The organism is Halobacterium rubrum (genome assembly GCF_021729015.1).
GTDB lineage: Archaea > Halobacteriota > Halobacteria > Halobacteriales > Halobacteriaceae > Halobacterium > Halobacterium rubrum.
In genome coordinates, this window is record NZ_JAJQQZ010000002.1 from 110,446 (window position 1) to 133,269 (window position 22,824).

The 22,824-nt window shown below is 69.8% G+C and carries 27 protein-coding genes; 12 read left to right on the plus strand and 15 right to left on the minus strand.

Annotated features, from left to right (window positions below):
- The gene (locus tag LT971_RS08100) at nt 1-732 is read left to right on the plus strand and encodes a diphthine--ammonia ligase (protein WP_237006382.1); all 732 of its coding nucleotides are present in this window, start codon (nt 1-3) and stop codon (nt 730-732) included.
- Here the strand turns inward: LT971_RS08100 and LT971_RS08105 are convergent, their stop codons facing one another.
- Entirely contained in the window at nt 733-1,701 is a 969-nt protein-coding gene (locus LT971_RS08105; RefSeq protein ID WP_237007034.1) for a nucleotidyltransferase family protein, read from the minus strand.
- Between the two features lie 58 nt (nt 1,702-1,759).
- Here LT971_RS08105 and LT971_RS08110 point away from each other — a divergent pair, with 58 nt between their 5' ends.
- Entirely contained in the window at nt 1,760-2,050 is a 291-nt protein-coding gene (locus LT971_RS08110) for a transcriptional regulator (protein ID WP_237006383.1), read from the plus strand.
- Here LT971_RS08110 and LT971_RS08115 read toward each other — a convergent pair.
- From LT971_RS08115 to LT971_RS08140, 6 genes are all read right to left on the minus strand, one after another.
- On the minus strand, nt 2,047-2,487 hold the full coding sequence (locus tag LT971_RS08115; RefSeq protein WP_237006384.1) for a Rieske (2Fe-2S) protein: 441 nt from the start codon (nt 2,485-2,487) through the stop codon (nt 2,047-2,049). The genes LT971_RS08110 and LT971_RS08115 overlap by 4 nt on opposite strands.
- A gap of 206 nt (nt 2,488-2,693) precedes the next feature.
- On the minus strand, nt 2,694-3,551 hold the full coding sequence (locus LT971_RS08120; RefSeq protein ID WP_237006386.1) for an aminotransferase class IV: 858 nt from the start codon (nt 3,549-3,551) through the stop codon (nt 2,694-2,696).
- Nucleotides 3,536-4,111 carry an anthranilate synthase component II gene (locus LT971_RS08125; RefSeq protein ID WP_237006387.1) on the minus strand — a complete coding sequence of 192 codons (576 nt, stop codon included), beginning with the start codon at nt 4,109-4,111 and terminating at the stop codon, nt 3,536-3,538. Before LT971_RS08125 ends, LT971_RS08120 begins: the two co-directional genes overlap by 16 nt.
- A complete protein-coding gene (gene pabB, locus LT971_RS08130) occupies nt 4,108-5,613 on the minus strand; it encodes an aminodeoxychorismate synthase, component I (protein ID WP_237006388.1) in 1,506 nt (501 codons plus the stop codon). Before pabB ends, LT971_RS08125 begins: the two co-directional genes overlap by 4 nt.
- Nucleotides 5,614-5,628: 15 nt before the next feature.
- Nucleotides 5,629-6,225 carry a helix-hairpin-helix domain-containing protein gene (locus tag LT971_RS08135; RefSeq protein ID WP_237006390.1) on the minus strand — a complete coding sequence of 199 codons (597 nt, stop codon included), beginning with the start codon at nt 6,223-6,225 and terminating at the stop codon, nt 5,629-5,631.
- 26 nt (nt 6,226-6,251) lie between these two features.
- Nucleotides 6,252-7,052, minus strand: coding sequence for a shikimate dehydrogenase (locus LT971_RS08140; RefSeq protein WP_237006391.1), 801 nt, complete (start codon nt 7,050-7,052; stop codon nt 6,252-6,254).
- 78 nt (nt 7,053-7,130) lie between these two features.
- Between LT971_RS08140 and LT971_RS08145 the strand changes: the two genes are divergently transcribed.
- From LT971_RS08145 to LT971_RS08175, 7 genes are all read left to right on the plus strand, one after another.
- Complete coding sequence (locus LT971_RS08145) at nt 7,131-8,087, plus strand: calcium/sodium antiporter (RefSeq protein ID WP_237006393.1); 957 nt, start codon at nt 7,131-7,133, stop codon at nt 8,085-8,087.
- A 77-nt stretch (nt 8,088-8,164) separates the two neighbouring features.
- Complete coding sequence (locus LT971_RS08150; RefSeq protein ID WP_237007035.1) at nt 8,165-9,517, plus strand: calcium:cation antiporter family protein; 1,353 nt, start codon at nt 8,165-8,167, stop codon at nt 9,515-9,517.
- A gap of 37 nt (nt 9,518-9,554) precedes the next feature.
- Complete coding sequence (locus LT971_RS08155) at nt 9,555-10,916, plus strand: D-aminoacyl-tRNA deacylase (protein WP_237006395.1); 1,362 nt, start codon at nt 9,555-9,557, stop codon at nt 10,914-10,916.
- 27 nt (nt 10,917-10,943) lie between these two features.
- Nucleotides 10,944-12,125: a cell division protein FtsZ gene (gene ftsZ / locus LT971_RS08160; RefSeq protein ID WP_237006397.1), complete on the plus strand. Its 1,182-nt coding sequence runs from the start codon at nt 10,944-10,946 to the stop codon at nt 12,123-12,125.
- Nucleotides 12,126-12,304: 179 nt separating this feature from the next.
- Nucleotides 12,305-12,478 carry a protein translocase SEC61 complex subunit gamma gene (locus tag LT971_RS08165; protein WP_237006399.1) on the plus strand — a complete coding sequence of 58 codons (174 nt, stop codon included), beginning with the start codon at nt 12,305-12,307 and terminating at the stop codon, nt 12,476-12,478.
- 1 nt (nt 12,479) lies between these two features.
- Nucleotides 12,480-12,920: a transcription elongation factor Spt5 gene (locus LT971_RS08170; RefSeq protein ID WP_237006401.1), complete on the plus strand. Its 441-nt coding sequence runs from the start codon at nt 12,480-12,482 to the stop codon at nt 12,918-12,920.
- A gap of 247 nt (nt 12,921-13,167) precedes the next feature.
- Entirely contained in the window at nt 13,168-13,437 is a 270-nt protein-coding gene (locus LT971_RS08175) for a HalOD1 output domain-containing protein (RefSeq protein ID WP_237006403.1), read from the plus strand.
- A 53-nt stretch (nt 13,438-13,490) separates the two neighbouring features.
- Here the strand turns inward: LT971_RS08175 and LT971_RS08180 are convergent, their stop codons facing one another.
- The gene (locus tag LT971_RS08180; protein ID WP_237006404.1) at nt 13,491-13,832 is read right to left on the minus strand and encodes a DUF7565 family protein; all 342 of its coding nucleotides are present in this window, start codon (nt 13,830-13,832) and stop codon (nt 13,491-13,493) included.
- Nucleotides 13,833-14,155: 323 nt separating this feature from the next.
- On the minus strand, nt 14,156-15,337 hold the full coding sequence (locus tag LT971_RS08185) for an acyl-CoA dehydrogenase family protein (protein ID WP_237006406.1): 1,182 nt from the start codon (nt 15,335-15,337) through the stop codon (nt 14,156-14,158).
- Nucleotides 15,338-15,445: 108 nt separating this feature from the next.
- Here LT971_RS08185 and LT971_RS08190 point away from each other — a divergent pair, with 108 nt between their 5' ends.
- Nucleotides 15,446-16,201: a PHP domain-containing protein gene (locus tag LT971_RS08190; RefSeq protein ID WP_237006408.1), complete on the plus strand. Its 756-nt coding sequence runs from the start codon at nt 15,446-15,448 to the stop codon at nt 16,199-16,201.
- On the opposite strand, the gene LT971_RS08195 is transcribed toward LT971_RS08190, so the two are convergent.
- From LT971_RS08195 to LT971_RS08205, 3 genes are all read right to left on the minus strand, one after another.
- Complete coding sequence (locus LT971_RS08195) at nt 16,198-16,680, minus strand: metal-dependent hydrolase (protein WP_237006410.1); 483 nt, start codon at nt 16,678-16,680, stop codon at nt 16,198-16,200. The genes LT971_RS08190 and LT971_RS08195 overlap by 4 nt on opposite strands.
- A gap of 21 nt (nt 16,681-16,701) precedes the next feature.
- Complete coding sequence (locus LT971_RS08200) at nt 16,702-17,217, minus strand: CinA family protein (RefSeq protein WP_237006412.1); 516 nt, start codon at nt 17,215-17,217, stop codon at nt 16,702-16,704.
- A 67-nt stretch (nt 17,218-17,284) separates the two neighbouring features.
- Nucleotides 17,285-17,629 (minus strand): nuclear transport factor 2 family protein, encoded by a 345-nt coding sequence (locus tag LT971_RS08205; RefSeq protein ID WP_237006414.1) that lies wholly within the window; start codon nt 17,627-17,629, stop codon nt 17,285-17,287.
- A 94-nt stretch (nt 17,630-17,723) separates the two neighbouring features.
- Between LT971_RS08205 and LT971_RS08210 the strand changes: the two genes are divergently transcribed.
- The gene (locus LT971_RS08210; RefSeq protein ID WP_237006415.1) at nt 17,724-18,824 is read left to right on the plus strand and encodes a pyridoxal phosphate-dependent aminotransferase; all 1,101 of its coding nucleotides are present in this window, start codon (nt 17,724-17,726) and stop codon (nt 18,822-18,824) included.
- A 51-nt stretch (nt 18,825-18,875) separates the two neighbouring features.
- Nucleotides 18,876-19,991: an ArsA family ATPase gene (locus tag LT971_RS08215; protein WP_237006417.1), complete on the plus strand. Its 1,116-nt coding sequence runs from the start codon at nt 18,876-18,878 to the stop codon at nt 19,989-19,991.
- A gap of 21 nt (nt 19,992-20,012) precedes the next feature.
- On the opposite strand, the gene LT971_RS08220 is transcribed toward LT971_RS08215, so the two are convergent.
- From LT971_RS08220 to LT971_RS08230, 3 genes are all read right to left on the minus strand, one after another.
- Nucleotides 20,013-20,834, minus strand: coding sequence for an SDR family oxidoreductase (locus LT971_RS08220; protein ID WP_237006419.1), 822 nt, complete (start codon nt 20,832-20,834; stop codon nt 20,013-20,015).
- Between the two features lie 99 nt (nt 20,835-20,933).
- Complete coding sequence (locus tag LT971_RS08225) at nt 20,934-21,728, minus strand: endonuclease V (RefSeq protein ID WP_237006421.1); 795 nt, start codon at nt 21,726-21,728, stop codon at nt 20,934-20,936.
- A 4-nt stretch (nt 21,729-21,732) separates the two neighbouring features.
- Nucleotides 21,733-22,722, minus strand: coding sequence for a rhomboid family intramembrane serine protease (locus tag LT971_RS08230; RefSeq protein WP_237006423.1), 990 nt, complete (start codon nt 22,720-22,722; stop codon nt 21,733-21,735).
- Nucleotides 22,723-22,824 lie beyond the last annotated feature (102 nt).

Sequence of the window (22,824 nt, forward strand, 5' to 3'; positions counted from 1 at the left end):
ATGACCACGGACGACGGCCAGTGGGTGAGTCTGTTCTCCGGCGGGAAGGACTCCTCGTGGGCGCTGTACCGCGCGCTCGAGGCGGGTCTGGACGTCGCCCGCCTCCTGACGGTGCACCCGGAGGGTGACTCGTACATGTACCACGTGCCGGCGACCCGGCTCGCCGAGCTCGCCGCCGAGAGCACCGGCATCCCGCTCGTCGAGGTGGAGCCCGACGACTTCGAGGCGGCCACGGCGACGGACGCGAGCGCCCAGGGAGACAGCGAACTCGAGCCGATGGAGGCCGCGCTCGCAGACCTCGCCGACGACCTCGACGGCGGGCTGGCCGGTGTGACCGCCGGCGCCGTCGAGAGCGAGTTCCAGACGAACCGCATCCGGGGGATGTGCGACCGCCTCGGCTGCGAGCTGTTCGCGCCGCTCTGGCAGGAAGACCCCCGCGAGCTCGCGGACGCGATGCTGGACGCCGGCTTCGAGATCCAGATCATCCAGGTCGCCGCCTACGGGCTCGACGAGTCCTGGCTCGGACGCACCCTGGACCGGGACGCCCTCGACGAACTGGAAGCCCTGCACGACGAGTACGGCGTCCACGTGCTCGGGGAGGGCGGCGAGTTCGAGACGCTGGTCACCGACGCCCCGCACATGAGCCGCCCCATCGAACTGGCGTACGAGACGGTCTGGGAAGGCGACCGCGGCCACCTCGAGGTTACTGACGCGCGGCTCGGCGAGTCGTAGCTACGACCCGTTCTCGATGGTGGTGTGGGCGCCGACGAGCGCGCCCGAGAAGTCGATGGACTCGAGGACGGTGTCCTCGTCGATGATGGAGTTGCGGACGTCGCAGTCCCGCAGCGTCGCGTTCGGGAAGATGACCGAGTTGTCGACGGTGGAGTTCACCAGCTCGGCGCCCGGGAGGACGTGGACGTTGTCGCCGATGGTCGTGTTCTCCACGACGGCGTCGTCAGCGACGATGCTGTCGCCGTCGAGCATCCACGCGACGGCGTCGAGGTACGACTCCGGCGTGCCGATGTCGAACCACGCGCCCTCGAACGTGTAGGCGCGGACGGACTGGCGCTCCTGGAGCCACTGCACGAACCAGCCGGGCTCGTCGGGGTTGCCGTCCTCGGCGAGGTAGGTGTCGATGTCGCCGACGACCTCCCGGGGGTAGGCGTAGCAGGCGATGGAGACGAGCGTGCTGTTCGGGTCCTCGGGTTTCTCCTGGAAGTCGATGACTTCGTCGCCCTCGAGTTCGACGAGCCCGTAGGACTTCGCTCGCTCGTAGCTGCCGACGTCGTAGGCGGCGATGGCGGGGTCGTCGCTCTCCGCGAAGAAGTCCACGAACTCGGAGACGTCGAAGGAGATGAGGTTGTCGCCGGCGACGACGACGAGGTCGTCGTCGACGTCCTCGCGGTCGACGAGCTGGGCGAGCGCGCCCATCACGCCGAACTTCTCGTCTTCGCCGGTCGTGTCCTCGACGGAGAGCGTGGGCTTGTCGAACGGCGAGTCGGCGAGGTGCTCGCGGAAGTCGTCGGCGAACCGCTCGTTGGTGGAGACGTACACCTCCTCGATGCGGTCGTCGTCCTCGAGGTCCGCGAAGATGCGGTCGATGACGGTGGTGTCGCCGACGGGGAGGAACATCTTCGGCCGGTCCTTCGTGATGGGCCAGAGCCGGGTGGCGTATCCGCCGGCGAGCACGACGGCTTTCATGACTCTGAGGTCCACGTCGTCCGGTAAGTCCTTTTTCATCCGCGAACACGGGACGCGTATGGACGATCAGACGACCCGGGAACGCGTCCTAGACGCCCTCCGCGAGAAGCCGCGCACGCCGAGCGCCGTCGCCGAGGAGTTCGAGGTGGCGCGTGGCACCGCACTGACGCACGTCCGGCACATCTCGGAGAGCCTCGACGGCACCGACGAGGAACTGCTCGTGCGGCCGCCCGAGTGCCGGAACTGCGGGTTCGACGGCTTCGACGACCCCGTGAACGTGCCGTCGCGGTGCCCGGAGTGCAAGAGCGAGGCCATCGAGGAGCCGGCGTTCGTCGTGGAGTCGCCCTAGAAGCCGACCCTCGACCCGGGCGACGTGGAGAGGTCGACCGGGTCGGTGTCGACGCCTTGCTGGACGAACTCGTAGCCGGGGTCGACGAGGTAGACGGCGCCGTCCCGCACCTCGACACGAATCGGGTCGAGTTCGGCGCCCTCGCAGGGGCCGTGCGTGCACACCCCTGAGTCGGGTTCGAACGTGGCAGCGTGTTTGCGGCAGACGAGCTCGCCGTTCCGTACGGCGCCGTCGCCGGAATCGAGCGTGACGTCCGTCCAGTGCATGCAGTAGTTCAGCCACCCCGCAATCGAGCCGTCCGACAGCTCGACCAGAATCGCCTCCTTCTCGTCGCCACCGTCGGTCTCTCGGACTGTGAACAGGAAGCTGTCGTCGGCCGGCACCTCGTCCACGCCCGCGATACGCGCTCCCTCGCCGTCGCCCTCGTCGTGTCCCATCGCCGCCCGCTACCGACTCATGGCGCTTGAACGCACCGAAAGCCGCAGCCAGTGAGTGAAACCGACCGGGCTAGCATCCGCGGGCGAGCGGCGGGCGGTTCGGACCGAAGCGAGAACCGCCGAATATGCGAACGGGCGCGTAGCGCCCGTGAGCAGAGAGCGAGCGAAGCGAGCGACCGCAGCAAAAGCTACGAGCAAGAGGTCGCCTAGTAGTGCCGGCGTTCGACTTCGCGGGCGTATTCGCGGGCGAGTGCGGCGCCGACTTTGCAGGTGTCGTAGGCCGCGCCGTCGACGCGGACGATGGGCCGGACTTCCCACGTAGTGTTGGTGAGGAAGGCTTCGTCGGCGGCGTAGAGGTCCTCGAGAGTGTAGTGGCCGGTCTCGACAGGGATGCCGAGGTCGGCGGCGAGTTCGGAGACGGCCCAGCGGGTGACGCCGGGGAGGAGGTCGAGGTCGCCGCTGGGGGTGTAGAGGACGCCGTCGTCGACGAAGAAGAGGTTGCTGGTGGCGCCCTCGGTGAGGTGGCCGTCGTCGTCGACGAAGAGGGCTTCGTCGGTGTCCTCGGAGACGTCGAGGCGGGCGAGGATGCCGGGGAGGTAGTTGTGGGTCTTGGCCGTGCTGGGGACGGTGGCGTCGGCTGGCGGGCGGACGTCCGTGGATTCGACGACTGCGGGGGCGTTCCAGACGCGTTCGCCGTCGACGCCGCCCCGTGGGAGCGGTTCGACGACGACGACGACAGTCGGGTCGAGGTCGCCGCTGGGGGTGAGCCGACCGCTCTGGACGCCGCGAGAGATGGAGAGGCGGACGTAGGCGTCCGTGAGGTCGTTGGCGGCGAGTGTCTCGTGGACGCGGCTGCGGAGGTCGGCGGCGTCGAGGCCGTGGTCGATGCCGAGCGCGTCAGACGTGGCGCCGAGGCGCCGGTAGTGGGCGGCCCAGGCGAACGTCTGACCGCCGTACGCGCGGAGGGTCTCGAAGACGGCGTCCCCGTACTGGAACCCGCGGTCTCGGACGTTGACTGTCGCGTCGTCGTCGGCGACGAGGTCGCCGTCTACGTGGTAGCGCATGTGTCGAGGAAGTTCGTGACGAGCTGGTTGCCTGCAGGTGTGAGGATGCTCTCGGGGTGGAACTGGACGCCGACGTGGGGACGGTCGCGGTGGCGGACGGCCATGAGGACGCCCTCGGCCGTCCATGCGGCGGGTTCGAGGCTGTCGGGCAGCGAGTCTTCGGGGACGGACAGCGAGTGGTAGCGGCCGGTCTCGAAGCGCTCGGGGAGCCCGGCGAAGACTCCGGTGTCGTCGTGGCGCACCGTCGAGGGTTTGCCGTGGACGACGCTGGGGGCGTGTTCGACCGTGGCGCCGTTGGCGGCGCACAGCGCCTGGTGGCCGAGACAGACACCGAGCGTCGGGTAGTCGAGGTCGCGGAACACCGGAACGGAGACGCCGGCCTCCCCGGGTGTGCCGGGGCCGGGGGAGACGACGATTGCGTCCGGGTCGAGGTCACGGACGTCGGTGAGGGTGACGGCGTCGTTCCGGCGGACAACCACGTCGTCGGCGAGCGCGCCGACGTACTGGACGAGGTTGTACGCGAACGAGTCGTAGTTGTCGACGACGAGGACGCGGGTCACGAGTCGTCACCGTCCGGCCGGTCCGTGGGTGCTGCGTCGGCATCGACGGCGAGGTCGCCGTCCGCGTCCGCGGCGAGCGCGTCGTCGATTGCAGTGACGAGCGCGCGGGCCTTGTCCAGCGTCTCCTCGTACTCGCTGCCGGGGTCGGAGTCGTGGACGACGCCGGCGCCGACCCGGAGGTGATACTCGTCGGCGTGCCGGACGAGCGTCCGGATGACGATGTTCAGGGTGGCGTCGCCGTCGAAGCCGACCGCTGCGAGGCTGCCAGTGTAGGGGCCGCGGCGGGTGGCTTCGGCGTCGTCGACGAGCGCCATGGTGCGTGGCTTGGGAGCCCCAGTGATAGTTCCACCGGGGAACACCGCGGCTATCGCGTCGGATAGCGAACAGGATTGCCGGAGGCGTCCCCGGACTTCGCTGACGAGGTGCATCACCTCGCTGTACCGGTCGACGCGCCGGTAGTCCGGGACTTCCACGGAGCCGTACTCGCTGACCTTCCCGAGGTCGTTGCGTTCGAGGTCGACGAGCATCGCGTGCTCGGCGCGCTCCTTCTCGTCGGCGAGCAGTTCGGCCGCCAGCGCCTCGTCCTCGTCGGCCGTGTCGCCGCGCGGTCGCGTCCCCGCTATCGGTTCGGTGACGAGGTCGCGGCCGCGGCGCTCCAGCAGGAGCTCGGGGCTGGCCGACACGAGGTCGACGCCCGGGAACTCCACGAGCCCGGAGTACGGCGCCGGGTTGGCGTTGCGCAGTGCGGCGAACGCTCGCACGGGGTGGACGCTCGCGGGCGCCTCGAGCCGGTGGCTGACGTTCGCCTGGAACGTCTCGCCCTCGCGGATGGCGTCCTGAATCCGCCGGACGCGGTCCTCGAAGTCGTCGCGGCCCGTCGCGCTCTCGAACGGCGCCGGGTCGTCGGCGGGCGCTGGACCCACGCCCGGGTCGCCGTCCCGGATGCGGTCGGCGAGCCCGAGGACGTGCGCTCGGCCGGTCTCGAAGGCGGCGTCGGGGTCTCGACCGTCGACCGGCACTGCGGCGACCAGTTTGAGGTCGTCGCCGGGCTCGAAGGGCTCGCGCCACGCCGCGACCGTCGGGTAGACGCCGAACTGGAGCCGGGGGAGCCCCCGGTCGTCGGTGGTCGAGTCGGGGATGTCCTCCAGTTCGCGGGCGACGTCGTAGGACAGCCAGCCGAACAGGCCACCGGGGTGGGGGACCTCGCAGCCCGCCCGAGCCAGCGGCGTCCCGACCTCGCGCTGAAGCGCGTCCAGTGCGCCGTCTTCGCCGGCCGCCACCCGGAGCATCGACTCTGGAGCGACGCCGAAGTACCCCCAGCCGTCGCTGCCGCCGGTCGTCTCGTAGTGGAACGACGGGTCGCTGCCGCGCGCCCGGCGGTAGGCGTCGAACGGGTCTTCGACCGACAGGCGGGCTTCGACGACTGCCCGCGCGTCGGCCGGCGCGTCCGCTACGGCGTCCCGGAACGACGCGCGGTCGGTCCCCACCGTCGGCTCAGGCATCCGTCGGCCGCACGCTCAGTGGTCTCCGGCGCGGTCGATCCAGCGACCGACGCGCTTCGGGGAGAGGTCGGTGGCCGCAGCGAGTTCGTCCGCGTCGGCGTCGGCGAGCGCCTCGAAGGTCGTGACGCCGGCGCCCTCGAGCCGTTCGGCGTAGGCCGGGCCGACACCCTTGATCTCCGTGAGGTCGTCCGGTTCGGCGGCCGTATCGTCACCGCCGGCCTCGTCGGATTCGGTCGTCGCCGCCGCTGCGCTGTCCGCAGTGTCGTCGTCGGTGACCGGCGCCGCTTCGTCCCCTTCCTCCCCAGCGGCGGTTCCGGCTGCTTCGGCGGGTTCGGCGGCCCGGTCGGAGTCGCCGCTGGCGTCCTCGTCGACGAGTGACTCCGTGGACGCCGCGGCGTCCGTGCCGGCGGCGATCGGCTCCTCCTCTTTCTCCGCTTCGTCGCCGTCGCTGGTCGGCGCTGCGTCGCCGTCTTCGTCCTCGACGGACTCCTTGACCGCGCGCTCGCTGTCGGCGTCGGGTTCGTGTTCGACGGTCACGTCGACGCCGCTGCCCGGCGCGCGCTCCGTCTCCTCCAGCCCGAGCATCGATTTGAGTTTCGAGAGCAGTCCCATCACCCGGGTATATACCGTTCCCCTACTTAAAGCCGTGCCCGGAGCGCGGCGTTCATCGCCTCGACCGGCGCGTCCCGGCCCGTCCAGCGCTCGAACGCCGCGACACCCTGGAACAGGAGCATCCACGCTCCGTCCACGGTGGTCGCTCCGACGGCGCCGGCGTCCCGCAGTAATCGCGTCTCCAGGGGCGTGTAGACAGCGTCTAACACCGCGAGGTCGCCGTGGAGCGCGTCCGCCGGGACCGGCGACTGGTCGGGGGCGTCCATCCCGACCGTCGTCGCGTTCACGAGCACGTCGGCGTCGCCGACCAGCGCCGGCAGTTCGTCGAGCGCGTGCGCCGTCGCCCCGACGTCCGCAGCGAGCGACTCGGCCGTCTCGACGGTCCTGTTGGCGACGTGGACCCTCGCATCGGCGTCGGCGAGCGCGAACGCGACCGCTCGGCCAGCGCCCCCCGCGCCGACCACGACCGCCCTCTCGCCCGCGAGCGGCACGTCGTGGTGGGCGAACGCGCGCCGCACACCCTCGACGTCCGTGTTGTGCCCGGTCGGCTCGCTCCCGGAGAAGTCGACGGTGTTCACGGCGCCGACGCGCGCCGCGAGGTCGTCGACCGCTACGAGGTCCCGGACGGCCTCCTTGAACGGCACCGTGACGTTCAGGCCCGCCACGCCCAGGGCTCGCGCCCCATCGATGGCTGCCTCGAGGTCGGTCGCCGCCGGTTCGAACGTGACGTACCGCGCGTCGATGCCGAGGTGGTCGTAGGCCGCCTCGTGCATCGGCGGCGACAGCGAGTGCCCGACCGGATTTCCGACGAGTCCGTAGACGTCCATACCGGCCGTCGTGGCTGCGCGCCCATAACTGGCACCCACACCGAACCGCTTTTTACTCGCAGGCCGATTCCGGTCGGTATGGCCGAATCGCTGCTCGTCGACGGCGTCGTCCTCGTCGCCGGCATCCTCCTCCTGTACGTCGGCGCGGAGCTGCTGGTCTCCGCCGCCTCCGCGCTCGCGCTCTCCCACGGCATCAAAGCTGCCACCGTCGGTGTCACCGTGGTCGCGTTCGCCACCACCGCACCCGAACTGTTCGTCAGCACAGTCGGCGGCATCACCGCCGACGACAGCATCGCCCTCGGGAACATCGTCGGGTCGAACATCGCCAACATCGGTCTCGTGCTCGGCACCGCCGCCGTGCTCCGGCCGATGGAGGTCGACAAAACCCTCCTCTACCAGCACGGCCCGTTCATGCTCGCTGCCGCGCTCGCCCTCGTCGGGCTCTCGCTTGACGGCGAACTCGCGGCAGTCGACGGAACGATTCTCCTCCTGATGCTCGCCGGGTTCACCGGCTACCTCTACTACCAGTCTCAGCAGGAGGGCGACGTGAAACTCCCCGAAGACGTCGAGATGGACGACGACGACACGACGACCGGCCTCCGGGAGTACGCGGTGCTCGTCGGCGCCATCGTCCTGTTGCTCGCGGGCTCCCGGAGCCTCATCTCCGGCGGCCGCGGCGTGCTCTCGGCGTTCGGCTTCAGCGACCTCTTCATCGGGCTCACCATCATCGCGTTCGGCACCTCCGTCCCCGAGCTCGCTACCTCGGTCGTGAGCGCCCTCCGGGACGAGGCCGACTTCTCCATCGGGAACGTCGTCGGGTCGAACATCTACAACGTCCTCGCAGTCATCGGGTTCGTCGCCATCCTCGTTCCCATCACCGTCCAGCCCGGCACCATCGGGTTCGAGCTCCCGGTGATGCTGGGATTCACGTTCGTCGCGCTCGGTCTGATGGCGCTCGGCGACAGCATCACTCGAATCGAGGGCGTCGGTCTGATCGGCGGCTACGTCGGCTTCGTCTACTTCCTGCTCCCCTGAGCGCGGACGCCACGCCGCCCGCCGGGCGCCCCCCAACCACAAGCGTTAGGGAGTGGTTGACAGACTAGGCCGGTATGTTGAGAGAGCGAGTGAAGCACCCGCTGGCAGCGCTCGTGGTGGCGGTCCTCGTCACGGCGCCGTGGGTCGGTGTCGAACTCGCAGGCGGCCCGGATACACTCGGGCTCTCGGAGCCCGTGACCGTCGCCGTCAGTGGCGTCGCCGTGCTCGGCGCGTCCTTCCTCCTCGCGTGGGGCGCCGAGACCGCGGAGAAGGACGTGCCGCGGGCGTTCGCCATCGCCGTCCTCGCCGTGCTCGCGGTCGCCCCCGAGTACGCCGTCGACGCGCTCTACGCGTGGACCGCGGGCACGAACGCCGGCACGGCCCGCGGCATCGAAGCCGGGAACCTCGCGGTGGCGAACATGACCGGCGCGAACCGCATCCTCATCGGCCTCGGGTGGTCCGGCATCGCGATGTTCACCGTCTACCGGTCTCGCACCACCGCCGACGCCGCCGTCGAACACCGCTCCGGGTTCCTCACGAGCGCCGTCCAGCTCGACCGCAACATCAGCACCGAGATCGCGTTCCTGCTGGCGGCCACCGCCTACGCCTTCTTCGTCCCGCTGGGCGAGGGCATCGGCATCCTCGACACGGTCGTGCTGGTCGGGCTGTACGTCGCCTACATCGGCATCGTCATCCGCGGCGACGTCGAGGCGCCGGACCACCAGGTGGGCGTCCCGAAGTACCTCCAGGGACTCAGGCAACTGGTCCGGGTCGCCGCCGTGCTGGTGTTGTTCGCGTACTCCGGGGCGATGATCTTCACCGCCGTCCACCCGTTCGCTCACGGGCTCGAAGCCATCGGCGAACAGGCCGGCGTACCACCGTTCTTCATGATCCAGTGGATTGCGCCACTGGCCTCCGAGAGCCCCGAACTCATCGTCGTCGCCTACCTCGTGAACAAGGCGCGGTCGACGGCCGGGTTCAACGCGCTCATCTCCTCGAAGCTGAACCAGTGGACGCTGCTCATCGGTACGCTCGCTGTCGTCTACAGCATCGGCCTCGGGGAGGTCGGTTCGCTGCCGTTCGACGAGAAGCAGACCGCCGAGATCTGGATCACGGCCGCCCAGAGCGCGTTCGCGCTGGCCATCCTCGCGAACTTCTCGATCAGCCTGCGGGAGGCAACGGCACTGCTGGTGCTGTTCGTCAGTCAGGTCGTCGTCGAGTTCGCCATCATCCAGACGGTCGCCGACGCCGCCGTCGAGACCGAACTGAGCATCTTCGTCCTCCACGCCTACACGGTTGTCTACCTCGTGCTGGCCGCCGGCCTGTTCTGGCGGCGGCGGGAGTCGCTGGTCCGCCTGCTCCAGCGAACCAATCGGAGCATCCAGTCAGCCTACGGCTCGGGCCGGCCGGAGCCCGAGGCGGGCGACTAACGGCAGTCGTTTCACGCCCGACCACGTACCCCGGGGCGTGATTGGCATCGTCGTGAGTCGCGCTGACGAGGCGTCCGAACACATCGGCGAACACCTCCTCGACGTCGGGGACTTCGAGCGGGTCGCCGACGACGCCTACCGGGCCGACGGCTTCGTCCTCCGGGCGGTCGAGGACCTCCACATCTACGCCGACGACGCCGCCGACGCGTTCGACGAGGACCCCGACCTCGTGGTGTTCGTCTCCCGGCACAGTGGCGAGACCGGGCCGCTGCTGTCCGCGCACTACACCGGGAATTTCGGCGCGGCGGAGTTCGGCGGCGACGACCGGTCGCTGGCCCCGGCGTGCCCGAACGCCCACCACGCCGTCCTCGACTCGCTGCGAGAGTACGCGCCCGAGGAGTACGAGGTCGCCATGGAGTGCACGCACCACGGCCCGACGAGCGTCGGCTCGCCGTCGATGTTCGTGGAACTGGGCAGCGCGGAAGCCGAGTGGCGGGACCCCGATGGCGCCCGAGCAGTGGCACGAGCGGTGCTCGACCTCGAAGGGACTTGGCCGCACGGGGACCGGGCTCTGGTGGCGTTCGGCGGCGGCCACTACGCGCCCCGCCCCACGCGGATTCTCGCGGAGACGGACTGGCCCGTCGGGCACGTCGCCGCAGACTGGAGCCTCGACGACCTCGGCGACCCCCTCGAGAACCGGGACGTCCTCGACGCGATGTTCGAGGCCAGTGGGGCCGAGCACGCCGTGGTCGACGGCGAGAAGCCGCGCGTCAGGGAGGCCGTCGCTGACCTCGGGTACGACGTCGTCTCGGAGACGTGGGTCCGGGAGACCGACGGCGTCCCGCTGGACCTCGCGACCGACCTCGAAGCCGACCTCGTCGGCGTCGACGACGGCCTCCGGTTCGGCGCGCCGGCCAGCGACCACGACGGCGACTACCTCGTCGTCGACCTCCCACCGGCGCTGCTGGACGCCGCCCACGCTGTCGACCCCGGGGCGACGGTTGCTGCGGGCCGCCAGCGTGCACTCGCCGTCGTCACCGAGGAGAACGGGAATCGGCTCGCCGGCGCCGCCGCGTTCGCCAGCGGCAACGACTACGACGCCCTGGTCGACGACCTCGTCGACGTGCTCGCCACCGACTACGACGACGTCACCCGGGAGCAGGCGGAACTCACCGCCGTCCGGGAGACGTTCGACCCGGCAGCCGCAGCAGACCTCGGCGTCCCGGAAGGTCCGGCCTACGGGAAGCTCACGAACGGGCAGGCTGTCGAGTACGACGGGGTTACTGTCACCCCCGACGAGGTGGCCCGCGAGGAGTCGGTGACGGTTTCGGTTGCCCTCCGCGAGCGGGCGCGAGAGCGCGTGCGACGCCCGTCCGACGCGGAGGGGAAAGGTAATTAAGCCTCACACGCTACCCGTTAGGCAACAATGGACTCGATCGTACAGGACGCCATCGACGAGGCAGAGGAGTCCGGAGAGGACTCCCCTGCCTCGGACGCGGGTGACGTCGCGGACGGCGGGGGCGGTGAGGCAGTCCCTACCGGCACGATGACCGACGACGAACTCGAGGACGTCCTCCAGGAACTCAAGACGAACATCACGGTAGTCGGGTGCGGTGGCGCCGGCTCGAACACGGTCAACCGGATGGCCGAAGAGGGCATCCACGGCGCCGACCTGGTCGCGGCCAACACGGACGTCCAGCACCTCGTCGACGTCGACGCGGACACGAAGATTCTGATGGGCCAGCAGAAGACCCAAGGCCGGGGCGCCGGCTCGCTCCCGCAGGTCGGCGAGGAGGCAGCTATCGAATCTCAGGACGAAATCCGGGAGGCCATCGCCGGCTCCGACATGGTGTTCGTCACGGCCGGACTCGGCGGCGGCACGGGCACGGGCTCCGCCCCCGTCGTCGCGAAGGCCGCCCGCGAACAGGGTGCGCTCACCATCGCCATCGTCACCACACCGTTCACGGCCGAGGGCGAGGTCCGACGCACGAACGCCGAAGCCGGCCTCGAGCGCCTCCGCGACGTCGCCGACACCGTCATCGTCGTGCCGAACGACCGCCTCCTCGATTCGGTCGGCAAGCTCCCCGTCCGCGAGGCGTTCAAGGTCTCCGACGAAGTCCTGATGCGCTCCGTGAAGGGCATCACGGAGCTCATCACGAAGCCCGGTCTCGTCAACCTCGACTTCGCCGACGTCCGCACGGTGATGGAGAAGGGTGGCGTCGCCATGATCGGCCTCGGCGAAGCCGACTCCGACGCCAAAGCAGCCGACTCCGTCCAGTCCGCGCTGCGCTCCCCGCTGCTCGACGTCGACATCTCCTCGGCGAACTCCGCGCTCATCAACGTGACTGGTGGACCGGACATGAGCATCGAGGAGGCCGAGGGCGTCGTCGAACAGCTCTACGACCGCATCGACCCCGACGCCCGCATCATCTGGGGCACCAGCGTCGACGAGGACATCGAAGAGGAGATGCGCACCATGGTCGTCGTCACCGGCGTCGACTCCCCCCAGATCTACGGCCGCAACGAAGCCCCCGAGGCCGAACCAGAGCCGGAACCCGAACCCCAGCAGCCCACCAGCGAGATCGAGGACATCGACTACGTCGAATAGGTCCCTTTTTGCTTCGAAGGGTCGCCGCAGACGACCCCGCCCGCAACGAGCGACGCTAAAAATGTCCCGCTCAGTCGCTTCGCTCGCGCAGGGAAACGCGCGGCGACGCCGCGCGTATGCTCTGTGAGCCGGCGGCCAGCATCAATAGATAGAAAAGCCAGCGTCGTGTGCACTCCGGTATGGACGTTCCCCTAGAGCTTTCCGCGTACACCCGGGTGCTCCGGCTGGCGAGCACGCCGTCCTGGGAGGAGTTCTCCCAGATTGCGAAGATCGCCGGCGCAGGCATCCTGCTCATCGGCCTCATCGGGTTCGTGATCTTCCTCATCATGGGCGGCGTCGTCTCGGTGATCTGAGATGAGTGTGTTCGCCGTGAAGACGACCGCGAGCCAGGAACAGACCGTCGCGAGCATGATCGCGAACCGCGAGGAGGACACCATCCACGCGGTGCTCGCGCCCGACGCGCTCACCAGCTACGTGATGGTCGAAGCCGAGGGCACGGCCGCCATCGAGCGCGTCATGGAAGAGATTCCCCACGCGCGCAGCCTCGTGCCCGGCGAGTCCGGCATCTCGGAGGTCGAGCACTTCCTCTCCCCGAAGCCGGACGTCGAGGGTATCGCGGAGAACGACATCGTCGAGCTCATCGCCGGCCCGTTCAAGGGCGAGAAGGCGCAGGTGCAGCGCATCGACGAAGGCAAAGACCAGGTCACAGTCGAACTCTACGAGGCGACGGTCCCGATTCCGGTGACGGTCCGCGGCGACCAGATTCGCGTTCTCGACTCCGAAGAACGCCAGTAGCGCGTTCTTCGACGTCTCGTTCGCTATCGCTCGCGAGACCAGCGAAGCGCGCTAAGCGCGGCGTACGGCTCGGTTCTCACAGTTCGTCCGTCGTCCGGGAGCTCGCGACACGACCCAGTCAGTCAAGAATATGACGGTACTGGGCACGTTCCCGAGCGGCGTTCCGCCGGCAGCCGGAGAGCATCCGGCGCGCAGTCGAACCTACGGTGCGTAGAGAGTTTTCCCGCTGGTCGCCGAAACCCGCCACATGGGCGACTCGAAGGAGAACCGTATCGTCCGGCGCGAGCTGGACCCGGACGGACCGGCCCCCGGTGAGCAGGTCGGCGAAATCGTCGCGTCACTGGCCGAGGGGGACGTCGAGAACGCTCCGGTCGCCGACCACCAGATCGACGACGTCCTCTCGCCCGTCTTCTCGGACCCGCCGGCGCCCGACGCGCAGGTCGAGATCTCGTTCACGTACGGCCCGTACAGGGTGACCGTCGAACAGAACGGACGAGCGCGTTTCGTGGAAGTGTAGGCAGGAGAGAATCGAAGGTCGCTCCGTGTGGGTGGGGCGGGTCCGGTGGCCCGTCAGCTCGTGGTGACGGGGGTCGGGTCGGTGGTGTCGAGGGCGTCGGCGCGCTCGTCGCTGAGGAGGTCTTCGAGGACGCCGGGGTCGAGGGCGTCGCCGACCGCTTCGAGAACCCCTTCGCGCTCGCGGATTGCGGCCGCGTCGCCGTCGTAGAACCGGACGTACTCGGCGCGCGTGTGTTCCTCGAGGCCGTGTTTGATGGCGAAGTAGCCCTCGGGGACGGGCTCGCCGCACACCTCGCACTCGTGGTCGGTGTGGTCGGTCACCTGGTGTGCCAGCAGCGCTTCCACTGTCTCGAACGTCGACCCACAGCCGACGATTGCGCACTCCCACCCGGGCATACCCCGTGGTAGCCCGAGCGCGCGCATAAACTTTGTGTCGCCGGCTAGAGAACTGAACCCCACGAGTCTGCCGAATGTCGGCCACCTGTCAGACGCAGTCTCGCACGTGATAACGAGTCTGTTCAGTGTTAACAACCCATTTGCAGTGCTCTCGCCCGACGGTAGACGCGACCTCCCCACTGTTCTCGGTTCGCGACGGCTTCAGGGTCAGCTAGCAGCCCAGTCGTGTTCGGTGCGCTCCCGAGACCCATCGAGTCTCCTCGAATGCCTCCCTACTCCTCGCCGGACTGCCGGGAACCGAAGAGTTCCCAACGTCCGTCTCCCTACTCCTCGCCGGACTGCCGGTAGACGAGGTTGCGCTGGATCTCGTTGGCGCCCTCGTAGATGACCGGGATGCGGACGTCGCGGTAGACGCGGGCGATGCGGCGGTCGGTGAGGTTCGAGCGGCCGCCGTGGAACTGCATCCCCTGCTCGGCGTTCGCGGTCGCGACCTCCGTCGCCTTCGTCTTCGCCATCGCCGCCCACAGGCCCGGGTTCTCGTAGGCCTCGACCTTCTCGGCGGCGCGGTACGCGAGCGCCCGCGCCGACTCGAACTCGATACGCATGTCGGCGAGCCCGTGCTGGACCGCCTGGAAGTCCGAGATGTTCCGGCCGAACTCCTCACGACCGTGCGTGAACTCCCAGGCCTCCTCGAAGGCGGCCGCGGCCAGTCCGAGGCCGTGGCCGGAGACGACGACGCGGCCGTGGTTGAAGAAGTCCGCGAGCATCATGAACCCGGCTCCCTCGCTCCCGATGAGGTTGGCCTCGGGAATCCGGCAGTCGTCGAAGACGATGTGGGCCTGCTTCGACGCGCGCATCCCCATCTTCTCGGGGATGTGTTCGGCCTCGTAGCCATCGGTGTCGGTCGGCACGGCGAACAGCGAGTAGTTCATGTAGCGGTCGTCGGTGTCGGCGGTCTTCGCGTAGACGGTGACCCAGTCCGCCTCGACGCCGTTGCCGATCCAGTACTTCTCGCCGTTCAGGACGTACTCGTCGCCCGCGTCCCCACCGGGACGTTCGACTCTCTCGGCGGTCGTCTGCATGCCGGCGAGGTCGGAGCCGACCTCCGGCTCGGAGACCGCCAGCCCCGTGAGCTGCTCGTTCTCCGCGACCGGACGGAGGAACCGCTCTTTCTGTTCCTCGCTGCCGTACTCCTGCATCAGCTCGGCGCCGAAGCTCGCCAGCTGGAGCGTCAGCGCGATGCCGGCGTCAGCCCGGAAGAACTCTTCGGCGATGGCCAGCACCTGCGTCAGGTCGAGGCCGCGGCCGCCGTACTCCTCGCTGATGTCCTGGGCGACCAGCCCGGCGTCCATCCCGGCTTCGAGTATCTCCCAGGGGTACTCGCCCGTCCGGTAGTACTCCTCGGCGTTCGGCGCGACGTGCTCGGCGGCGAACTCGCGGGCGTCGCGTTTCACGTCGCGGGCGTGCTCGGGGACCACGTCCTCGGAGAGCAACTCGAAGCTCATACCCTCTCTTGGGACGCCACTCCCATAAGCCCGCTCGAACGGCGAACGGCGGGCGAAGCGTTCACCGAGACCGAAAGCGGCTAACTGCCGCCACGCGAACCCCGGGGCGTGCCGACGACTCGTGTCGACCTCCACGTGAAGGTACTCGACGAAACCGTCGTTCGTCGCGCGAAGGCCGCCGGCGTCGACGTGCTCGTGTACGCGCCGCACTTCACGCGGCTTCCCGACATCCGGGAGCGGGCGGCCGCGTTCAGCGACGAGGACCTCCTCGTGGTGCCCGGGCGGGAGCTCTTCACGGGGTCGTACCGGGACCGCAAGCACGTGCTCGCAGTCGGCCTCAACGAGGGCGTCCCGGACTTCGTGACCCTCGACGGCGCGCTCACGGAACTCGAGCGGCAGGGCGCCGCCGTTCTCGCCCCTCATCCGGACTTCCTCACCGTGAGTCTCACGCCCGCGGACGTGGAGGCGTACCGGGACCGGCTGGACGGCGTGGAGACGTACAACCCGAAACACCTCCCCCACCACGACCAGCGGGCTCGCCGGGTGGCCGACGCCCACGACCTCCCCCAGTTCGGGTCGTCGTACGCCCACCTGCCGGGAAGCGTCGGGCAGGTCTGGACGGAGTTCGACGCCGACATCGACTCGGCGACCGCACTCGTGGACGCGCTACAGTCGGGCGTGAGCCGGAGCGTCCACCACGAGGACGGCACCGGCCACTACCGCCACCGGCTCGCGGAGAAACTCCACCTCGTCTACGAGAACACGTGGGAGAAGGTCGACCGACTGCTGCTCTCGGGGATGGAACCAACCCACCCCCGCCACATCGCGTACGACGGCCGGTTCGACGACGTCGCGGTCTACTAGAGGACGTTCCCGACCGCGTCCATCGGCAGGACCTGTGGCGCCAGGTAGAGCACGGCGGCGATGGCGGCGAGTTCGAGGACGGTGACGACGACAGTGGCGAGCGTCGCCCACTTCGAGGACGTCGTGACGCCGACCGGCAGCCCGAACTCCTCGTCCCACAGCGGGTAGAACAGGGCGATGCCGCGCCTGCTGCCGACAGCGTCGAGGACGTAGTGGCTGGCGATGCCGACCCAGACCCACTGGAGGTTCCCGAAGTAGAACGGGAAGGCGTACAGCAACGCGAGCACGGGGAGGTTGTGGAGGGTCTTGCGGTGTTTCCCGAAGTCGGTGTCGACGTCGGGGAACAGGGTGCCGAGCACGACCGGGACGAGGGTCGCGGCGATGGTCTCGAACGTCTGGATGCCGCCGTCCGGGTGCAGGACGTACCCGAGCCCCACTGCCAGCAGGATGCCGTTCAGCACGTGGTCGCCTTTGTTCACGTTACCGTTCAGACGAGGGGGTCACGTGATGTTTTCGAGTTCGGTCTCGAGTCGTGTCAACGCAGCACGTGCAATCTGTTCTTTGACCGCCAGTCGGTCGCCGTCGAACTCGCGATGGACCACCGTGGCGTACGAGTCCTGACTGCCCCAGTCGCCGGCGTGCGCGAGCCCGACGTAGACGGTGCCGACTGGCTTCTCGTCGGTGCCGCCGTCGGGCCCGGCGATGCCGGTCGTCGCGACACCCCACGTCGCTCCCGCCCGGTCGCGGACGCCCCGCGCCATCTGACGGGCGACGGGTTCGCTGACGGCGCCGTGCTCGTCGAGGGCTTCCCGTGTGACGCCGTGGTCGAGTTTCGCGTCGTACGTGTACGTGACGTAGCTCCGGTCGAAGTAGTCGCTGGAGCCCGGGACGTCGGTGAGCAGCGAGCCGATCAGCCCGCCCGTGCAGGACTCGGCGGTGGCGACGGTGTGGCCGGCGTCCCGGAGCGCGTCCCCGACTGTCTCCTCGACCGGCGGGTCGGCGGCGTACTCGCGCATGAACGGAGGTTCTGCTGGCGTCTGCAAGAAGGTGGCGGGCAGCCAGTTAGCTTCGGGACGGCCTCGTTCAGACCGTGTCGCGGTCGGTGTACGTGTGCCGCTCGGCGATCGTGCCGTCCGCGACGAAGTGGAAGTCGGCGAACCCGAACGAGACCGGCTCGCCGGCCTGCTCGCCGGTGAACGTCCCGCGGACGGCCACCCGGTCGCCGTCGACGACGACGTCGTGAATCTCGTGTTCGCCCTCGAGTGCGCGCTCCTCGCGGTAGAACGTCGCGAGCGCGTCCTTGCCGTCGATGCTTGTCTGACCCGGGCGCTCGTAGGTGACGTCGTCGGCGAACAGCGCCAGCAGGTCGTCGACGCGGTCGTCGTCGACGGCGTCGTAGTACTCGTGGACGAGGTCTCGGTGGCCCATGTGTAGAGTGACGGCGGGAAGGCGGGTCAACGACAGCCTCCCGGCGACGTTTGCCGGGCGAAAGACACAGGTACCGACGCACCGAGGCTCCGATATGGAGTACGAGGAGCCGCTGTTCTTCCGCGTGATGAAGTACGCGGCCGCCGCCGACCGCGACGTGGTGGACATGGTCTCGGGGAACCCCGACTGGGGGTCGCCGCCAGCCGTCAGCGAGGGGCTGCACGCGTACGCCGACACGGGCGGCGACGACTTCCAGTACCCGCCCAGCGAGGGCCTGCGGGAGCTCCGCGAGGAGATCGCGGCGCGCCGGGGCGTCGACGTCGAGCAGGTCGTCGTGACGAACGGCGGCGGCGGCGCGAACTACCTCGCGATGGGGCGCGCGCTGGAACGGGGCGCCGGCGACGAGGTCGTGATGACGGACCCGGTGTACCCCTACTACCCGGGGAAGACGACGATGCTCGGCGGCAGCAAGCGGTTCGTGCCGGTCGCCGACGACGGCAGCCTCGACCCCGCCGACGTCCGGGCGGCGGCCAGCGAGGACACGGCCTGCATCGTCGTGAACACGCCGAACAACCCCACGGGCGCTGTGTACGGCGAGGACACGATGCGCGAACTCGTCGCTATCGCGGAGGGACACGACGCCATCCTCGTCAGCGACGAGGTGTACGACCACTTCGACTACTCGGGGCGGTTCACGAGCGCCCTGTCGTTCGACTCCCCGAACCGCATCGTGACGAACTCGTTCTCGAAGTCGCTGGCCATCACGGGGTTCCGGGTCGGGTACGCCATCGCCGACGAGCGCCACGCCGAGCCGATGAAGTCCCGGCACATGCTCACGAGCGTGGCCGGCAGCCGGCCGTCGCAGGCCGCCGTGTTGCACGCGCTGCGCGAGACGGACCCAGAGTACTACGAGGACACTCGGGCGCTGCTCCGCGAGCGCATCGACGCCTTCACCGACGCGCTGGACGCTGCCGGCGCCGAGTACACGACGCCCGACGGGTCGTTCTACGTGATGGCGCGGTTCCCCGGCTTCCCGGGGACGCTTGAGAACGTCTACGAGCTCGTCGACGAGGCCGGCGTCGCGGGGATGCCGGGCGCCGGCTTCGGCGAGTCCCGCGAGGACTGGCTGCGGTTCGCGCTCGTCACGCCCCGGGCCGAGGAGGCGGCCGACCGGCTCGCCGACTACTTCGACTGACAGCCGGGCGCGACCAACGGATTGACCCCGGTGGGCGCCCGACGCAGGGGTATGGACGAAATCGAGGTCGAGGCAGTCGATTCTCTCGACCCGGGCGTCGAGGTCGACACCGCCGAGTACGTGCTGTACGGCGGCAAAGGCGGCGTCGGGAAGACGACCATGGCTGCTGCGACGGCGCTCGCGAGCGCGAGCGACGGCACGAACACGCTCGTCGTCTCCACGGACCCCGCGCACTCGCTGTCCGACACGCTGGAGGCGGAGATTCCGAGCCGGCCCCACCGCATCCGGGAGGACGTGCCGCTGTGGGCGGTCGAAATCGACCCGGACGACGCGCTCGACCAGGCCGGCATGTTCGGGCAGGACGGCGCGCTCTCCAGCGGCCTCGACACGCTGCTCGGCGGGGGCGGCGGCGGGATGCCTGGGATGGGCGGTGGCGGCGCGGACGCTGGCCCCGGAGCGGCGGGCGCGGGCGGAGCACCCGGCGACGATGACGGTAACAGCGCGGCGATGATGCCGGGCGCCGACGAGGCCGCGGCGATGCAGCTCCTGCTGGAGTACCTCGACGACGACCGCTTCGACCGCGTCGTCGTCGACACGGCGCCGACCGGGCACACGCTCCGGCTGCTGGAACTCCCCGAGGTGATGGACTCGATGGTCGGCCGCCTGATGCAGCTGCGCGAACGCTTCGGCGGCATGATGGAGGGGCTCACGGGCATGTTCGGCGGCGGCGACGACGACGCGGCCGACGCCGAGCAGGCGATGGGCGACCTCGACGCGGTCAAAGAGCGCGTCGAACGCCTCCGCGCCGTGCTCACCGACCCGCAGCGCACCGACTTCCGGGTCGTGCTCGTCCCCGAGGAGCTCTCGGTCGCGGAGTCCGACCGGCTGGTCGCGCGGCTCGACGAGTACGGCGTTCCCGTCAATACGGTGGTCGTGAACCGCGTGATGGAGCCGCTGGCGGACGTCACCGACGTCCCCGCGGACGCGTTCGTCGCGCCGAACCACGAGGACTGCGAGTTCTGCGCGCGCCGCTGGGACGTCCAGCAGCAGGCGCTGGCGGACGCCCAGGACCTCTTCCGCGGCCACGAGGTCAAGCGCGTCCCGCTGCTCGCCGAGGAAGTCCGGGGCGAGCGGCCGCTGCGCGTCGTGGCGTCCTGTCTGGAGTAGAGGCGGTTTCCTGCCCGGGCGCTACGTCATGAACTTCAGCAGCGCGCGGTAGCCGGCGTCGAGTAGCGTGTCCGGGAGGAAGCGCGCGAGCACGCCGACGCGGCCGGCCTGCGCGACCGGGTAGCGGGCCGCCGGGTTCGGACTGACGGCCGCCTCCACGATGACCTCGGCGACGCGCTCCGGTGGCACGGCACCGATGCCGTTGACGGCGCTCGCGTCCTCGAACCACGAGTAGACGCGCTCGTAGGCGCCGCTGTGGTCGAGGTCGTCGAGTTCGGCCTCGGCGCGGTCCTGGAAGCCGGTGTCGACCGGGCCGGGTTCGACCACCGCGACGTCGACACCGTACTCCGCGACCTCGTTGCGGAGCGCGTCGCTGATCCCCTCCAGCGCGAACTTCGAGCCGTTGTAGGCGCCCATCCCCGGCGTCGCCACGCGGCCGGAGACGCTGGAGACGTTCACGATGGTGCCGTCCTCGCGCTCCCGCATGTGGGGGAGGGCGGCCCGAATCAGGCGGTGGGGGCCGTAGACGTTCACGTCGAACTGCCGGTGGAGCTTCCGCGGCTGGACGTCCTCCAGCGGCCCGAGCTGCGCGAACCCGGCGTTGTTCACCAGACAGTCCAGCCGGCCGTGCTCGTCGGCGACGTCGTCGACGACGTTCCGGCACTGAGCGGGCTTCGTCACGTCCAGCTCGGCGGTCTCGCAGTCGGTCTCGTCTGCGAGGTCTGCGAGGTCGTCCGTGTCTCGCGCCGTCGCGACGACCGTCCACTCCTCGTCGGCGAGCGACCGAACCGTCGCCGCGCCGACGCCCGACGAACACCCGGTCACGAGTGCGACCTTCTCCATGCTGGCACCGTCGGGGGCCGGGTAATTAATGCTTGAGTAGTCGACCGCCCAGCCACCCGTGAGGAGCGAGGGCGCTGCTGCTGGCGTGCCGGCGAGCGGTCACTTCAGGTCGTCGGCGTGCTGGTCGGCGAGCCGCGTGGGCGCGGGGAGCTTGTAGCCGGTGCAGGTGGCTTCGACGAGGTCGGCGGCCGCCTCGGCGCTCACGCGGTGGCCGGGGCTGACGTAGAGAGGGTTGACGTGGCGCGTCTCGGGGTTCGGGTACTGGCGGGACTGGAGAGCGTACCCGACGACGGTGCCGTCGGGGGCGTCCATCGAGTCGTCGGCCTCGATGGCGACCCGGGCGCCCTCGGGCAGCGGGTCGGCGAGCGATTCCGCTGGGGTGCCACAGAGGAGGTTCTTCGCGACGCCGACCGCCGGCGCGTCGAAGAGCACGCCGACGTGCGCCGCGAGGCCGGCCTGCCGGAAGTGGATGCGGCCGCTGCCGTCCAGCACGAGCAGGTCCGGGTCGACGGTCAGCGACTCGAGGGCGTCGACGATGGCGCCGCCCTCGCGAAACGCGAGCAGCCCCGGCACGTAGGGGATGTCCAGTGGCGCGCGGCCGGCCGCGCGCTCGACGACGGCGCCGTCTCGAATCGCGACGGCGGCGCTCACGGATTCCTCGTCGCCACGGAACGCCTGGTCGACGCCAACGACCACCGGGGCGTCCCCGTCGCTGGCGGTGGACTCGCCGAGGGTCGTCTGCTCGCTCGGCGTCTCCTCGAGCGCGACGCTCGCGGGCGTCAGGCCGTGGTCGTCGGAGAAGTCGGCCGCAGCCGCGATGTCGCGCTGGAGGGACTCCATGTCGCCGGTGTCCAGCGAGGGGTCCGGGAGGAACTCGGGGCGGACGACGTCCATGCTGTCAGCGCCGCCGGCCGGGGCCGCCCGGGCCGCCACCGGGGCCGCCCGGACCGCCGCCGCCGCCGCCGAACTGGAGCTGCTGGGGCGCGCGCTTGCCGTCGCGCTTGAGCTTCCAGCCGTACGCCAGCCCGATGCCGAGCCCGGCGAGGTGCGCGAGCTGTGCCACGCCGCCGGCACCGATGCCGCCGGCGCCCGAGACGAGGATGGAGTACGCCGCGAACAGCCCGGTCGCGAGCCACAGCGGCATCGGAATCACGAAGTAGAGGTAGATGCGCAGGCCCGGATTCAGCACCGTCAGCACGCCGAGCAGTCCCGCGATGGCACCGCTGGCGCCGAGCACAGCGGACTGACTCGGCAGCCCGAGCAGCGGCACGCCGAGCACTTCGGGGTTCATCGCGATGGTCGCGCCGACCTGCGCGAGCCCGGCGAGCACGCCCGCCGAGAGGAACAGCGCAGCGAACTTCTTCGAGCCGATGCGGTCCTCGACGACCGGCCCGAAGAAGTACAGCACGATGCTGTTGAACACGATGTGCGTGAACCCGCCGTGGGAGAACACGGACACGAGCCACGTCCAGACGTACTCCGGGTGCGCGGTGTTCACGGTGAAGATGTTGTACCACGTCGGGGAGCCGGCGGCCACGCCGAGCAGCGGCGCGACGGCGTACTGGACGACGAACGTCGCCCACATCACCGCGAGGAAGAAGAACGCGAGGTTCCCCCGGAAGTACGCCACCCAGCCGCCCGGTCCCGTGTCTACTGGGACAGCGTCGGCGATGCCGCCACCGCCGCCGCCCCTCGACCGGCTCGACGACTGGTCGTTGACGCTGTCGTCGAACCCGCTGTCGAAGACACCGTCCGGGTCGCCCCAGTTGTCCAGCCCGGGACACTCGTGGTTCTCCGGCAGGCGGTGGTCCGAACAGTAGGTGCCGCCACAGAGCCGACACTGGTATGGCATCGCTTCCTGCTTGCCACACCTGTCACACGTCGCCATCGGCCGAGGGTTAGTGTGGGCTCTGGTTAGGGCTTTGGGTCGGAGCGGCGAATGGGCCACCCGACCCCGGCCACCCCGGACAGCCGGGGGGCTTTTGCTGGC

Excerpts from the sequence above, each read along its gene's own strand:
- LT971_RS08205 (WP_237006414.1), bottom strand. The coding sequence starts at position 17,629 with ATGGGCCACCGAGACCTCGTCCACGAGTACTACGACGCCGTCGACGAC.
- LT971_RS08165 (WP_237006399.1), top strand. The coding sequence starts at position 12,305 with ATGGACGTTCCCCTAGAGCTTTCCGCGTACACCCGGGTGCTCCGGCTG.
- LT971_RS08135 (WP_237006390.1), bottom strand. The coding sequence starts at position 6,225 with ATGGGACTGCTCTCGAAACTCAAATCGATGCTCGGGCTGGAGGAGACG.
- LT971_RS08145 (WP_237006393.1), top strand. The coding sequence starts at position 7,131 with ATGGCCGAATCGCTGCTCGTCGACGGCGTCGTCCTCGTCGCCGGCATC.
- LT971_RS08180 (WP_237006404.1), bottom strand. The coding sequence starts at position 13,832 with ATGCCCGGGTGGGAGTGCGCAATCGTCGGCTGTGGGTCGACGTTCGAG.
- LT971_RS08100 (WP_237006382.1), top strand. The coding sequence starts at position 1 with ATGACCACGGACGACGGCCAGTGGGTGAGTCTGTTCTCCGGCGGGAAG.
- pabB (WP_237006388.1), bottom strand. The coding sequence starts at position 5,613 with ATGCCTGAGCCGACGGTGGGGACCGACCGCGCGTCGTTCCGGGACGCC.
- LT971_RS08185 (WP_237006406.1), bottom strand. The coding sequence starts at position 15,337 with ATGAGCTTCGAGTTGCTCTCCGAGGACGTGGTCCCCGAGCACGCCCGC.
- LT971_RS08115 (WP_237006384.1), bottom strand. The coding sequence starts at position 2,487 with ATGGGACACGACGAGGGCGACGGCGAGGGAGCGCGTATCGCGGGCGTG.
- LT971_RS08220 (WP_237006419.1), bottom strand. The coding sequence starts at position 20,834 with ATGGAGAAGGTCGCACTCGTGACCGGGTGTTCGTCGGGCGTCGGCGCG.
- LT971_RS08120 (WP_237006386.1), bottom strand. The coding sequence starts at position 3,551 with ATGCGCTACCACGTAGACGGCGACCTCGTCGCCGACGACGACGCGACA.
- LT971_RS08140 (WP_237006391.1), bottom strand. The coding sequence starts at position 7,052 with ATGGACGTCTACGGACTCGTCGGAAATCCGGTCGGGCACTCGCTGTCG.
- LT971_RS08170 (WP_237006401.1), top strand. The coding sequence starts at position 12,480 with ATGAGTGTGTTCGCCGTGAAGACGACCGCGAGCCAGGAACAGACCGTC.
- LT971_RS08210 (WP_237006415.1), top strand. The coding sequence starts at position 17,724 with ATGGAGTACGAGGAGCCGCTGTTCTTCCGCGTGATGAAGTACGCGGCC.
- LT971_RS08175 (WP_237006403.1), top strand. The coding sequence starts at position 13,168 with ATGGGCGACTCGAAGGAGAACCGTATCGTCCGGCGCGAGCTGGACCCG.
- LT971_RS08215 (WP_237006417.1), top strand. The coding sequence starts at position 18,876 with ATGGACGAAATCGAGGTCGAGGCAGTCGATTCTCTCGACCCGGGCGTC.
- LT971_RS08200 (WP_237006412.1), bottom strand. The coding sequence starts at position 17,217 with ATGCGCGAGTACGCCGCCGACCCGCCGGTCGAGGAGACAGTCGGGGAC.
- LT971_RS08110 (WP_237006383.1), top strand. The coding sequence starts at position 1,760 with ATGGACGATCAGACGACCCGGGAACGCGTCCTAGACGCCCTCCGCGAG.
- LT971_RS08230 (WP_237006423.1), bottom strand. The coding sequence starts at position 22,722 with ATGGCGACGTGTGACAGGTGTGGCAAGCAGGAAGCGATGCCATACCAG.
- LT971_RS08105 (WP_237007034.1), bottom strand. The coding sequence starts at position 1,701 with ATGAAAGCCGTCGTGCTCGCCGGCGGATACGCCACCCGGCTCTGGCCC.
- ftsZ (WP_237006397.1), top strand. The coding sequence starts at position 10,944 with ATGGACTCGATCGTACAGGACGCCATCGACGAGGCAGAGGAGTCCGGA.
- LT971_RS08225 (WP_237006421.1), bottom strand. The coding sequence starts at position 21,728 with ATGGACGTCGTCCGCCCCGAGTTCCTCCCGGACCCCTCGCTGGACACC.